This is a genomic window from Leisingera sp. ABD4_442 (genome assembly GCF_056160905.1).
This window is the reverse complement of the sequence record NZ_JBSWYB010000002.1, coordinates 302,691-315,488: the sequence shown is the minus strand read 5'-3', so window position 1 is coordinate 315,488 and position 12,798 is coordinate 302,691. Positions and strand designations below refer to the sequence as shown.

10 protein-coding genes are annotated in these 12,798 nt (G+C 62.5%); 5 read left to right on the top strand and 5 right to left on the bottom strand.

Features of this window, described 5'->3' with window-relative positions; all coding sequences use genetic code 11:
• The first annotated feature begins 57 nt into the window (after window positions 1-57).
• Complete coding sequence (locus tag ACXAHG_RS03495; protein WP_475055887.1) at window positions 58-1,236, top strand: benzoate/H(+) symporter BenE family transporter; 1,179 nt, start codon at window positions 58-60, stop codon at window positions 1,234-1,236.
• Between the two features lie 134 nt (window positions 1,237-1,370).
• Window positions 1,371-3,215 carry a dihydroxy-acid dehydratase gene (gene ilvD, locus ACXAHG_RS03490; RefSeq protein ID WP_475055885.1) on the top strand — a complete coding sequence of 615 codons (1,845 nt, stop codon included), beginning with the start codon at window positions 1,371-1,373 and terminating at the stop codon, window positions 3,213-3,215.
• Between the two features lie 457 nt (window positions 3,216-3,672).
• Here the strand turns inward: ilvD and ACXAHG_RS03485 are convergent, their stop codons facing one another.
• Complete coding sequence (locus tag ACXAHG_RS03485; RefSeq protein ID WP_475055884.1) at window positions 3,673-4,020, bottom strand: DUF6678 family protein; 348 nt, start codon at window positions 4,018-4,020, stop codon at window positions 3,673-3,675.
• A 2-nt stretch (window positions 4,021-4,022) separates the two neighbouring features.
• Entirely contained in the window at window positions 4,023-4,841 is an 819-nt protein-coding gene (locus ACXAHG_RS03480) for a sulfotransferase family protein (protein ID WP_475055883.1), read from the bottom strand.
• Window positions 4,842-4,983: 142 nt separating this feature from the next.
• On the opposite strand from ACXAHG_RS03480, the gene ACXAHG_RS03475 reads away from it, so the two are divergent.
• Window positions 4,984-6,561, top strand: a complete 1,578-nt coding sequence (locus tag ACXAHG_RS03475) for a DUF5928 domain-containing protein (protein WP_475041021.1) — start codon at window positions 4,984-4,986, stop codon at window positions 6,559-6,561.
• Window positions 6,562-6,619: 58 nt separating this feature from the next.
• Here ACXAHG_RS03475 and rpiB read toward each other — a convergent pair whose 3' ends face one another.
• Window positions 6,620-7,069, bottom strand: a complete 450-nt coding sequence (gene rpiB, locus ACXAHG_RS03470; RefSeq protein ID WP_475055882.1) for a ribose 5-phosphate isomerase B — start codon at window positions 7,067-7,069, stop codon at window positions 6,620-6,622.
• Between the two features lie 119 nt (window positions 7,070-7,188).
• Window positions 7,189-8,121, bottom strand: a complete 933-nt coding sequence (locus ACXAHG_RS03465) for a LysR family transcriptional regulator (protein ID WP_475041019.1) — start codon at window positions 8,119-8,121, stop codon at window positions 7,189-7,191.
• Between the two features lie 119 nt (window positions 8,122-8,240).
• Here ACXAHG_RS03465 and ACXAHG_RS03460 point away from each other — a divergent pair, with 119 nt between their 5' ends.
• Both ACXAHG_RS03460 and ACXAHG_RS03455 read left to right on the top strand, forming a co-directional pair.
• Window positions 8,241-9,899: a BCCT family transporter gene (locus tag ACXAHG_RS03460; RefSeq protein ID WP_475055881.1), complete on the top strand. Its 1,659-nt coding sequence runs from the start codon at window positions 8,241-8,243 to the stop codon at window positions 9,897-9,899.
• Window positions 9,900-10,004: 105 nt separating this feature from the next.
• On the top strand, window positions 10,005-11,657 hold the full coding sequence (locus tag ACXAHG_RS03455) for an ABC transporter substrate-binding protein (RefSeq protein ID WP_475055879.1): 1,653 nt from the start codon (window positions 10,005-10,007) through the stop codon (window positions 11,655-11,657).
• 52 nt (window positions 11,658-11,709) lie between these two features.
• Here the strand turns inward: ACXAHG_RS03455 and ACXAHG_RS03450 are convergent, their stop codons facing one another.
• Window positions 11,710-12,795, bottom strand: coding sequence for an FAD-binding oxidoreductase (locus ACXAHG_RS03450; protein ID WP_475041014.1), 1,086 nt, complete (start codon window positions 12,793-12,795; stop codon window positions 11,710-11,712).
• Between the last annotated feature and the right edge of the window lie 3 nt (window positions 12,796-12,798).

The window sequence follows — 12,798 nt, the reverse complement described above, 5'->3', positions numbered from 1 at the left end:
AGTGTGCGCTATAACGCACGAAACCCCTAGCCGATCCGGCGCCAAAGGAAAACCCGCATGCTCAAGGATCTGAAGCTTTCGCATCTCGTTTCTGGCGCTGTTGCCGTACTGGTCGGCTACACCGGATCAGTCGCCATTATTTTTCAGGCGATTGAGGCCGTGGGTGCCAGCCAGGCCCAGGCCAACAGCTGGATGCTTGTTCTAGGGCTCGGCATGGGGATCACCTGCCTGATCCTGTCCCTGATCTACCGGATGCCAATCCTGACAGCCTGGTCGACACCGGGCGCAGCTCTGCTGGCGGTCAGCCTCAATGGCGTGCCGCTGGCAGAGGCGGTGGGCGCCTTCCTCCTGTGCGCTGTGCTCCTGACCTTCACCGGCATAACCGGCTGGTTTGCGGCCCTCTCCCGCCTGATCCCGGACAGCCTGGCCAGCGCGATGCTCGCGGGCATCCTGTTCCAGTTCGGGCTTTCCGCCTTCACCTCGTTGCAGACGGACACTGCACTGGTGGCCGTGATGGGCCTGACCTTCCTTGCAGGCCGCAAGCTGTTTCCCCGCTATACCATTCCCGCGGTGCTGGCCGCGGGCGTAGCCTGGTGCGCAGGCACCGGAGCCTTCGGCAGCTTTGAGGTACTCGACTTGACACTCGCCCGGCCTGAGTTCGTGATGCCCGCCTTCTCGCTGCCGGTGCTGATCGGCATCGGCCTGCCTCTCTACATCGTCACCATGTCCTCGCAAAACATGCCCGGCGTGGTGGCGCTGCGGGCTTGCGGCTATGAGCCGCCGGTCTCTGCCAGCCTGACCGTCACCGGCCTGGCCTCGCTGATCCTCGCCCCCTTCGGCGGCTTCGCCTTCAACCTCGCCGCGATCACCGCCGCCATCTGCGCCGGGCCAGAGGCGGACGAGAACCCGGAGACCCGCTATCTGGCAGGCGTGATGACCGGGCTGGTCTACATCCTGGTGGGGCTTGGCGGCGCCACCGTGATCAGCCTGTTCCTGATCTCTCCCAAGGCGCTGGTTGCCACCGTCGCGGGCCTGGCGCTGCTGGCGACCATCGGCAACAGCTTATCAGCAGCGCTGGCAAAACCTCAGGGGCGGGAAGCAGCCTTGATCACCTTCATGACCACGGTCTCCGGCATCAGTTTCTATGGAATCGGCGCGCCATTCTGGGCACTGGTGCTGGGGATTGCGGTGAATCACTGGCTGAAAAGCCCGGAACCCGCTCCGGCCCGTGCCTGAGAGACCCTGCCAGAGACATTTCACCCCGCAAAAACCGGCCTATACTGCGCCAAAATTACCGAACAGCCCCCCGGCAGGTTGCCTTTATTGCGCAAATCGTGTCCCTGAGGGCAAAGACTAAGGGAACCAGCCTGATGCCAAAGTACCGATCCAGAACCTCCACCCATGGCCGCAACATGGCGGGCGCGCGCGGATTGTGGCGCGCCACCGGCATGAAGGACGATGATTTCGGCAAGCCGATCATCGCCATCGTCAACTCCTTCACCCAATTCGTGCCCGGCCACGTCCACCTCAAGGACCTGGGCCAGATGGTCGCCCGCGAGGTCGAGGCGGCCGGCGGCGTCGCAAAGGAATTCAACACCATCGCGGTGGATGACGGCATCGCCATGGGCCATGACGGCATGCTCTACTCGCTGCCCTCGCGCGAGGTGATCGCCGACAGCGTCGAATACATGGTCAACGCGCATTGCGCCGACGCCATGGTTTGCATCTCCAACTGCGACAAGATCACCCCAGGCATGCTGATGGCCGCCATGCGCCTGAACATCCCGGCGATCTTTGTCTCTGGCGGCCCGATGGAGGCAGGCAAGATCGACATCGCCGATCTCGACATGAAAAAGATCGACCTGGTGGACGCGATGGTGGCCGCGGCGGACGACAAGTTCACTGACGAGCAGGTGAAGCACATCGAGGAAAACGCCTGCCCGACCTGCGGGTCGTGCTCGGGCATGTTCACCGCCAACTCGATGAACTGCCTGGCCGAGGCGCTGGGGCTGGCGCTGCCGGGCAACGGCTCGACGCTGGCGACGCACGCTGACCGCAAGGGTCTGTTCCTGGAGGCCGGGCGCAAGATCGTCGAGATCACCAAACGCCACTATCAGGACGAGGAAAAGGGCCTGCTGCCGCGCGAGATCGCAACTTTCGAGGCCTTTGAGAACGCGATGAGCCTCGATATCGCCATGGGCGGCTCCACCAACACTGTGCTGCACCTGCTGGCCATCGCCAACGAGGGCAAGGTGGACTTCAACATGTCCCACATGGACCAGCTCAGCCGCAAGGTTCCTTGCCTTTGCAAGGTCGCGCCGAACATCCACAACGTCCACATGGAGGACGTGCACCGCGCCGGCGGCATCTTCTCGATCCTGGGCGAACTCAGCCGCGCAGGCCTGCTGCACAGCGACTGCCACACGGTGCATTCCTCATCCATGGGCGAGGCGATTGCCAAGTGGGACATCAAGGTTGCCAACAACCCGGAGGCCGAGGAGCTGTTCAAGGCTGCCCCCGGCGGCGTGCGCACCACGCAAGCCTTTTCCCAGGCAAACCGCTACAAGGAGCTGGACACCGACCGTGAAAACGGCGTGATCCGCGCCAAGGAGCACGCCTTCAGCCAGGACGGCGGCCTCGCCGTGCTGTTCGGCAACATCGCGCTGGACGGCTGCATCGTGAAAACCGCAGGTGTGGATGAACACATCCTCAAGTTCACCGGCTCGGCTTATGTCTGTGAAAGCCAGGACCAAGCGGTGAACGACATCCTGACCGGCAAGGTCAAGGAGGGCGACGTCGTGGTGATCCGCTATGAGGGCCCGCGCGGCGGTCCGGGGATGCAGGAAATGCTCTACCCGACCTCCTACCTGAAGTCGAAGGGCCTGGGCAAAGCCTGCGCGCTGCTGACTGACGGGCGTTTTTCCGGCGGCACCTCCGGCCTGTCGATCGGCCATGTCTCCCCCGAGGCAGCCGAGGGCGGCACCATCGGCCTGGTGCGCCAGGGCGACAGGATCGAGATCGACATCCCCAACCGCTCGATCCATCTGGCGGTGTCCGACGAAGAACTGGCGGCGCGCCGCGAGGAACAAGACGCCAAAGGCTGGAAACCCGCCGAGCCGCGCAAGCGCAAGGTTTCCAAGGCGCTGAAGGCCTATGCGCTGCTGGCAACCTCTGCCGCCAAGGGCGCCGTGCGCGCACTGCCCGACGAGGACTGATACCGCTCAGACTTGGTGCATACAGAACCCGCCGCCTCTACGCGGCGGGTTTTCTTTTGGCTCCCGCGCCTGAAGCAGGGTCAAGAGCCGCGCGAACGCGCGGCGGCGCAGCCGCTTGCCCTTGAGGCGGTTTCAGGTGCTTTACCATGGGGAAAGCGCGTTCAGGGCAGTCCTGTCCCTGAACCGCTTCTCAGAAAATTTTCTGCATCCGCCAATCTCTCCCGCCCCCGCTGCGGCCCTCTGGCTCACGCCAGTGCACCGAGCGGCGTTGGGCGTGGCGCCGTGCAGGCGCACGGCGCGCCTCCGGCGGGGGGTATTTAGAACCAGAAAGAAGCGGGACCGCCGCGCTTTGAACGCAACCGCGCCGCGCCAGCGGCGCCCGGCCCAAGTCTTATGCTGCTGCATCTATGATGCGGCGGCATGGCGCGGGAGCCCCTCGCTTCGGCACTCAAGAAATCTAGGCGAAGGACAGTTTCTCTGCTGTCTCGCCGCATGTCACAAAGCCAAAAATGCGCACTGCATTACCTTCGGCTTTCCCAGCCAATCCAATCTGCGCAAGCCGTTTTTGAAATTCGGCATCAGCCAGGCAGCTGCCACGCATTTCCACCCATTCCAAATCCGAAAAACTACCGTTGGGAAAATGATAGTGCCATTCGCGATCCCAGCCGCTTACGTATCCGTTGACAATACAACGAGACCGGAAATCAGGCCTGTCACCGAGGTCCAGCGTCAGGACCAAGTCCCTGAGTTCCATCCATTTGGTATGGTTGGAAACCGGATAATAGCCCTCAAACGCCCGCGTCACGGTTACTCCCCCAGCTTGGCGTGCACCTCGTCCAGGTCGATCTCGCCCACCGGCATCTTGTTTCCCGGGTTCTCGAAATCGTATTTGAACAGCTCGAAATCGCGCTTGTAGATCTCGTAGACCAGATGCATCGACAGATCGTCGAAGTATTCCTCGACCGGATGGGCACGTTTGGGGCCGTGGCCCTCGCTTTCGTTGAAGCGCGGAATTGATGCCAGGTCCACGGGATGCGGGGTTTCGATTGCGTCCAGCACCCCCTGCATCCCGTCGTTGAAGGCCTCGGTCCAGAAGATCTGGTTGTAGCGCCCGCCGTTCAGGATGAAGGTCGACACATGCCCCGACATCGCAGACCAATGGATGTCCGGATCCATCGGGCGGCGCCAGCGGATGGTGTCGCGCGCAAACAGCAGGAACCGGCGGAAGCTGGCGATCTGGTCGAATTCCTGCTTGCCGTCCTCGCCGCCGACCTCGATACCGTATTCATAGGCAAGCTTGGGCACCAGGTTGCCGCGGTAGCGCTTGCCGTTGCGCTGAATGCCGCAGATCTTGTCAAAGAACGACGACAGGATGCGGGTATAGGGATTGCGCACGCAGGTGAAGGCATAGGACCGCTGCCCCTGCACATTGCGGGTGATCGGCCCCTGGCTGTGCTCCAGCGCCCATTTGTGCAGACCGTTCTTGGCGTCATGAATGTCGCCGTCGAAGAACTGCCCGTGATCCGAGTAATACAGGATCTGCCCGATCGTCGAGCAGGCGCATTTCGGCACCACCCGGTAGACCACACTTTCACTTTCCGTCATCCAGGTGCCGGGAAACCCCATCCGCTGCCCTCTTCTTTTTGATGCGCCTTTATGCGCAGTAATCGCATATGTTTACCGAAACCGGAACTATCTGGTTTATTCGCGCCCTCAGGCCGCTTATCAAGAGAAACAATCAGGCAAAACCAAGCAGTCCGTCCCCGCCATGGCAAAAATCGCATATATTCTGCTCTGCCATAAAGACCCCGAGGCGATCATCCAGCAGGCTGAGCGGCTGACCGCGGCCGGGGATTACATGTCGATTCACTTTGACGGGCGGGCCGCACCCGAAGACTACCAGCTGATCCGTTCAGAACTGGCGGACAATCCCAATGTCGCATTTGCCAAGAAGCGGATCAAATGCGGCTGGGGCGAGTGGTCGCTGGTCGAAGCCACGCTGCACGCGCTGCGCAGCGCCGTTGAGGAGTTTCCGCGCGCCACCCATTTCTACATGCTGTCGGGCGATTGCATGGCGGTGAAAACGGCAGAATACGCGCATAGGTTCCTGGACGAAAACGACAAGGACTTCATCGAGAGCTTCGATTTCTTCGAAAGCGACTGGATCAAGACCGGCATGAAGGAAGACCGGCTGATCTACCGGCATTTCTTCAACGAGCGCAAGCACAAGCAGCTGTTCTACTGGAGCCACGGGCTGCAAAAGCGGCTGGGCCTGCAGCGGGAGATCCCCGCCGATATCCAGGTGCAGATCGGCAGCCAGTGGTGGTGCCTGCGCCGCCGCACTGTCGAATGGATCCTCGATTTCATCCGCAAGCGCCGCGATGTGATGCGCTTTTTCCGCACCACCTGGATCCCGGATGAGACCTTCTTTCAAACCCTGGTGCGCCACCTGATCCCCGAAGCGGAGATCGAAACGCGTACCCTGACCTTTCTGATGTTCACCGACTACGGGATGCCGGTGAATTTCTACAACGACCACTATGACCTGCTGCTCAGCCAGGATTTCCTGTTTGCGCGCAAGATCAGCCCCGAGGCCAAGGAGCTGAAGTCGCGGCTCGGGCGTCTCTATGCGGCGCAGGGGGTGGATTTCCAGATCTCCAACGAGGGGCGCAGCCTGTACAAGTTCCTGGTCCAGCGCGGCCGTATCGGGCGCCGCTTCGCGCCGCGGTTCTGGGAAACCGAAAGCACCCTGGGGCGCGAGCGCGAGCTTCTGATCGTGATCTGCAAGAAATGGCATGTGGCCAAACGGCTGTTGGAGCAGATCCGCCAGGTCACCAACATCCCGGCGATCGAATACCTGTTCAACGAAGAAGACACGCCGCTGCCCGACCTGGGCGGCATTCAGGCCGCGCTGATGAAGCGCACCCGCCACCGGCGGGCCCTGATGCGGATGCTGTTTGAATATTATGAATCCGACCAGCTGATCATCTGCCTGGACCCGGCGGCCATCGACCTGATGAACGATTTCCACTCCGACCGCTCATCGACCCGGTTCCTGCATATCGAATGCGATTTCAGCGATGATTACCTGATCGGCCATGCGCATCGTGTCGGCCTGGCGGGCGAGCGCACGCCGCAGCTGACGCTGGAACGGCTGCTGCCGACAATCCGCAATGACATAGTGCATGAAAGCGACCGCATCCGGGATGCCGGTTTCAGCCAGCTCTACCACATGCGCGAAAGCAGCAGCCCGGAAGACAACGCGGGCCAACTGAGCAGTTTTCTAAGCCTCGCAGAAGACAAGGCCCGGCAGATTGCCAACACGGACTATCTGTTTGCCGACTGACCCCGCGGGGGGGGGGCATCGCGGGGGCATAGGCCCCCGCCGCTGCAAGCCTGTGAATTTAGTCTTCCAGCGCCTTGATCATGTCCACCCGCGTTGCGTGGCGGCCGCCTTCGAATTCTGCATTCAGGAAGGCATCCACGATATCCAGCGCCAGGCCCTCGCCCACCACACGGGCGCCGATGGACAGCATGTTGGCGTCATTGTGGGCCCGGATCATGCCGGCCGAAAACGTATCGGAGCACACACCGCAGCGGATGCCCTTGACCTTGTTCGCCGCCATCATGATGCCCTGGCCGGTGCCGCAGAGAACGATACCCAGACGGCAATCGCCAGACGCAACAAGCCGCGCCGCGGCAGCGCCGTGGTCCGGGTAATGGGTGCTTTCCGGTGTTTGCGGCCCGATGTCGGCCACCTCCCAGCCCTGCGCCGCGATATGGGCGGCAACGGCTTTGCGCAGTTCGATGGCGGCGTGGTCGCTGGAAAGGGCAATCCGGTTGCTGGATGTCATGGTTCGGTCGTCCTGTGTAACAAAGGAATGGTGCAGCTTGGCGGCCTTGGATCAAGTCCCGGCCCCGGCGTCAATCCCTTTGTCCTGATTGGCGCAGCGGCAAGCCGCCGCCCGCTGATCTACAGCAAGGCTGAACTTGCCAGATGTTCTGCAATCCACTCGAACACCAAACTCGGTCCTTGCAGCCGGCTGGAATAGTCGCGAGACATCACATAGCCCGCATCGCTGACCACCACATCCGGCACTGCCTGAACCAGAGATCCATTCTGCAGCAGCCGGTCGATCAGCCCAAGCCAGCCCAAAGAAATGCCGTCCCCGGATACCGCCGACTGCACAACCATATCATAGTTGTTGAAGCTAATGTAATTCTTCGAACGCTCCCCGGCGATGCCCAGCCGGTCGAACCAGCCCTGCCATGTCTGCCATTCTGCCGAGGCAGGTTTTGACAGGCTGAGCAGCTGGAAATCCAGCAGGCTTGCGGCGGAAGTTACCGGGCCATGTTTCTGCAGAAAGGCCGGGCTGCAGACGGCCCCGACCCGTTCCTGCAGCAGCATGACGTCTCCGTCGCCCATGCTGCTGCGCGGACCGACATGAATTTTGATGTCGCAGTCTTCGCCATAGTCGTCCGGCGGCACCTGGCTTGCGAGGATCTGGATCTCGATCTCATCTCCCAGCTCCGCCCGCAGATGCGACAGCCGCGGCAAAAGCCAAAAGCTGGCAAAGGCGAAATCTGCCGATATCCGCACCCTGGGCCGGGACTTGCGCTCCAGCAGCGACGCCAGGGAATTGCCCATTTGCGTCATCGCCGGGCGCACCACATTAAGCAGCCGCACCCCCTCGTTGGTCAGCGACACCCCGCGGTGCTCGCGCCGGAACAGGGCAACGCCCAATTCTGTCTCAAGCCCTTTGATTTTCTGGGAAACCGCCGACTGCGTCAGCCCCAGCGCCTCAGCCGCGCCGGTGAAGTTGCCATGCCGGGCCACAAGGTCAAACGTGTGCAGCGCAACCAGGTGATAGCTGAGCTTCCTATTAACAGAGCTAATGTCATTCATAAATTATTGCCTACTGCAAAAGGCAGAATTTTTATAACAAAAAATGCCCTGCGTAAGCTCTGCTAAGACCGCAGCCCCGGCGGTTAAACCCGGCAGAGCAGGGAAAACAGGGATACTCTATGTCAATCAAACCACCTTTAACGGATCTGCCGATCGGCACATCCGACAGCGGATTTTACCGGGGCTTCAGCCAGATCGTCACCATTTCCTCCAAGCTGATGATCGGCGGGCTGGTGATCTGGGCCATCGCTTTCCCCGAGCAGTCCGGCGCCATCCTCAACTCGATCAACGGCTTCATCCTCGCCTCCTTCGGCGCCTGGTACATCTGGACCGTGGCGCTGTTTGTGCTGTGCTGCATCGCTCTGGCAATGTGGCCCACCGCAGGCCGTCTGAAACTGGGCCAGGACGGCGACGCGCCGGAATTCTCCAACTTCTCCTGGTTCTCGATGATGTTCGGCGCGGGCATCGGGGTCGGCATGCTGACCTGGGCGGTGGCTGAGCCGATCTATCACTGGAACAACAATCCCGAAGTGATCCAGGGCCTGACCAACGGCGGCACCGCGGACAACATCCGCATGGCCTACAAATGGTCCTTCCTGCACTGGGGCCTGGGCGCCTGGGCCTGCTATGCGATTGCCGGGCTGGCGCTGGGGTTCTTCAGCTACCGCCGCGGGCTGCCGCTGACCATGCGCTCCTCGCTGACGCCGCTGTTCGGCGCCCGACTGTCTGGCTCCATCGGCCATGTGGTGGATATCGTCGCCGTGGTTGCCACCATCCTGGGTGTCGCCCAGACCCTGGGTTTCGGGGTTGAGCAGTTTGTCTCCGGCCTCACCAGGATCGGCATCACCGGTCTGACCAACGAGGCAGGCACCGCCAACACATCCGGTGTCATCGTCGCGATCCTGGTGATCATGCTGGCCTCCACCGCCTCGGCGCTTTCGGGTGTCGGAAAGGGCATCAAGTGGCTCTCCAACATCAACATGGTGCTGAGCATCGCGCTTTTGGGCTTCTTCCTGCTGTTCGGCTCCACCTTCTTTGGCATGCAGGCGCTGCTGGTCGGCCTCTGGGACTACCTGATTGCCATGCCCGACATGATGTTCCGCGTCTGGACCGGTGACGGCAACCCCGACAGCGTCGCCTCCAAGCTGGAAGGCTGGCAGGGCGGCTGGTCGGTGTTCTACTGGGCCTGGTGGATCGCTTTTGCACCCTTCGTCGGGCTCTTCCTGGCCCGCATCTCCAAGGGCCGCACCATCCGCGAATTTGTGCTGGGCGCCATGATCGTCCCGTCGCTCATGTGCTTTGTCTGGTTCACCTGGGCCGGCGGCACCGCCATCGACCTGGAGCTGAACGGCGGCGCAGGCGGCCAGATCGCAACCGCACCCGATGGCGACAAGATCTTTGCCATGGTACAATACATGCTGTCGCCCTGGCTGGGCTGGGCAATGTCGGTGATGATCGTGGTCCTGCTGATGACTTATCTGGTCACCACCGCCGACAGCGCCGTGCTGATCGTCAACACCATCAACGCCGCCGGCGACGAAGGCCCCAAGGCCCGCCCGCATATCATCTTCTGGGGCGTCGCCCTGGGTTCAGTGGTAACGGCGCTCTTGCTGGTCGGCGGCCTGAAGGCGATCCAGACCGCGATGGTGATCGGCGCCCTGCCCTTCTCGCTGGTGATGGTGCTGCAATGCGCCGCCCTGGTGAAAGCGATCTACAACGACGGCCGCCGCGAACAGGCAGGCGTCGCCACCACCGTCACGCAGGAGCCCGCTGAATAAGGCATCTCCCCGGAGCGGCGGCCAGCGGGCAGGGCCGCCGCTCCATTCTCCATACTGACTGCCCGCACCCTTTCCGACGCTGAGCACAGCAACAAAGGAAGCAAAATGACCCAATACTATAACAGGGAAACCCTCCACCCCGCCATCCGCATGCATGCGGAGGAAGCCGCCCAGGGCAAACTGGACCGGCGCGAGTTCCTGAGCCGCGCAACCGCGCTTGGCGTCACCGCCTCTGCCGCCTACGGGCTTATCGGCCTCAGCCAGCCGGTTCAGGCCGCCGCCAGCCCGCAAGCGGGCGGCACCATTCGCATTCAGCAGGTGGTGCGCGCATTGCTCGACCCGCCGCTGTTCAACTGGCCGCAGCTTGGCAACCTGGTGCGCGGCTACCTGGAGTACCTGGTGCAATACAACGCCGATGGCACCTTTGAACCACGCCTGCTGGAAAGCTGGGAGGTCAACGAGGACGCCACCGAATACCTGCTGCACATCCGCCCCGGTGTGAACTGGAACGACGGCCGCGGCACCCTGACCGCCAAGGACGTCGCCTATAACTTTGCCCGCTGGTGCGACGGCAAATGGGAAGGCAACTCGATGGCGGCCCGCATGGGCTCGCTGCAGAACGAGGCCGGCGACGGCCCCGCCGAGGGCGCGCTGGAAGTGGTCGATGACCTGACCCTGAAACTAAAGCTCACCCGCCCCGACATCACCATCATCCCGGCAGTCACCGAATACCCCGCAGCCATCGTGCCGGACGGCTGGTCCGGCGATCCGGGCGCCGATCCGGTCGGCACCGGCCCCTACAAGCTGGTGGAATACGAGGTCGGCGTGAAGGTCGCGCTGGAGAAGAACACCGATCACGAATGGTGGGGCGAAGGCGCCTATCTCGACCGGATCGAGTTCATCGACTTCGGCACCGATGCCTCCACCCACCTGTCGGCAGCCGAGGCCGAGGAAATCGACATGACCTACGAGACCGTGGGCGAATATGTCGACATCTTCACCTCCATCGGCTGGAACGTCAGCGAATCCGTCTCCGCCAATACCCTGGTGCTGCGCACCAACCGCGACGCCATCGTGGACGGGGCAACCCCTTACGCTGATGCCCGCGTCCGCCGTGCCCTGGCGCTGGCCTGCGACAACGCTGTGCTGCTGGAGCTGGGCTATGACGGCCGCGGCACCCTGGCCGAGAACCATCACGTCTGCCCGATCCACCCGGAATACGCCGACATCGGCGCGCCGGTGCGCGACGCCGAAGCCGCCCGCAAACTAATGGAAGAGGCCGGCATGCTTGATTTCGAGCATGAGCTGATCTCAATCGACGACGACTGGCGCCGCAACACCACCGACGCGCTGGCGGCACAGATGCGCGATGCGGGCCTCAATGTGAAACGCACCGTGCTGCCCGGCAACACCTTCTGGAACGACTGGGACAAATACCCGTTCAGCTCCACCGACTGGGGCCACCGCCCGCTGGGTGTGCAGGTGCTGACACTGGCCTACAAGACTGGAGTTGCCTGGAATGAAACCGGCCTCGCCAGCGCCGAGTTCGACAGCATGCTGGAGGCTGCCTCAGCCATTGCCGATGCCGATACCCGCCGCGGCCATATGGAGAAGATCGAGCAGTTCATGCACGACGACGGCACCGTGATCCAGCCCTATTGGCGCTCGCTCTACCGCCACGCCCGCCCGGGCATCATCGGCGCCGAAAGCCACCCGATCAACGAGATCCACGTGCACAAGCTGGCACTGGAAGCCTGATCAATCTGCAAATGAATGGGCGCGCGCCGGATCCGGCGCGCGCCCTGTTTCTTTAGATGTCCACTTCAACCCGGCCAATCGGGTTGGAGCAGCAGGCCAGGATATACCCCGCCTCCACATCTTCCTCCGAGATGCCGCCATTGTGGACCATATGCACCTCGCCCGCGGTCTTCTTGACCTTGCAGGTGCCGCAGATGCCAAAGGTGCAGCCCGACGGGATGTTGAGGCCCGAGGCCTTGGCCACCGCCAGCACCGTATCGGTCTCGGTGCAGGTCGCCATCACGCCCGACGCCGCAAAGCTGATCTCGGCAGTTGCGCTTTCTTCCGGAACCACATCGTCCAGCTCCGGCGCATCCGCCTCAGTCTCGACCGGCGCGCCAAAGCTTTCCTGGTTGTAGTTCTCCATGTCAAACCCGAGACCGATCAGCATGTCGCGCACCGCCTGCATGAACGGCTCCGGACCGCAGCAGTAGACCTCACGCTCCAGATAGTCGCCGGCAATCAGGCCCAGCATGATCTGGTTGAGCTGCCCGCGGTAGCCGGTCCAGACCTGATAGGGGTCATCTTCCTCAACCACGAAGTTCAGCTTCAGCCCCGGCACCCGCGACGCCATGCTTTCCAGCTGCTGGCGCGCGATGATCTCGCTGGGCCGCTTGGCGCAGTTGATGAAGCAGACGTCAGGCGACTGGCCGCGGTCGAACAGATACTGGGTCATCGACAGGCTGGGCGTGATGCCGGAACCAGCGGAGATGAACAGGAACTTGCCGTTCGGGCGCTTGGGCAGGGTGAAGACGCCTGCCGGGCCAGAGGCCCGCAGGAACATGCCCGGCTTCAGGTGGTCCAGCATCCAGCGGGTGCCGATGCTGTCGGCCTGCGCCTTGACCGTCACCGAAATCGACAGCGGCCGCGACGGCGAGGAGCTGATCGTGTAGGTCCGCCAGACAGTCTCCCCCGGCACCGGCAGCTCCAGCGTCAGGAACTGGCCCGGCTGGTACTTGAACCACGCGCCGGACGGCGCGCGGAAGCTGAAGGTGGCGGTGTTCGGCGCTTCCGGCACAACAGAGACGCATTCCAGCATCTCGTCGTCCTTCCACGCCAGGGTTTCGTCCAGCGTCTCGAAATTGGCCTGCAGTCCCATGCG

Excerpts from the sequence above, each read along its gene's own strand:
- ACXAHG_RS03475 (WP_475041021.1), top strand. The coding sequence starts at position 4,984 with ATGGCAAAAATCGCATATATTCTGCTCTGCCATAAAGACCCCGAGGCG.
- rpiB (WP_475055882.1), bottom strand. The coding sequence starts at position 7,069 with ATGACATCCAGCAACCGGATTGCCCTTTCCAGCGACCACGCCGCCATC.
- ACXAHG_RS03465 (WP_475041019.1), bottom strand. The coding sequence starts at position 8,121 with ATGAATGACATTAGCTCTGTTAATAGGAAGCTCAGCTATCACCTGGTT.
- ACXAHG_RS03450 (WP_475041014.1), bottom strand. The coding sequence starts at position 12,795 with ATGGGACTGCAGGCCAATTTCGAGACGCTGGACGAAACCCTGGCGTGG.
- ACXAHG_RS03480 (WP_475055883.1), bottom strand. The coding sequence starts at position 4,841 with ATGGGGTTTCCCGGCACCTGGATGACGGAAAGTGAAAGTGTGGTCTAC.
- ACXAHG_RS03495 (WP_475055887.1), top strand. The coding sequence starts at position 58 with ATGCTCAAGGATCTGAAGCTTTCGCATCTCGTTTCTGGCGCTGTTGCC.
- ilvD (WP_475055885.1), top strand. The coding sequence starts at position 1,371 with ATGCCAAAGTACCGATCCAGAACCTCCACCCATGGCCGCAACATGGCG.
- ACXAHG_RS03455 (WP_475055879.1), top strand. The coding sequence starts at position 10,005 with ATGACCCAATACTATAACAGGGAAACCCTCCACCCCGCCATCCGCATG.
- ACXAHG_RS03460 (WP_475055881.1), top strand. The coding sequence starts at position 8,241 with ATGTCAATCAAACCACCTTTAACGGATCTGCCGATCGGCACATCCGAC.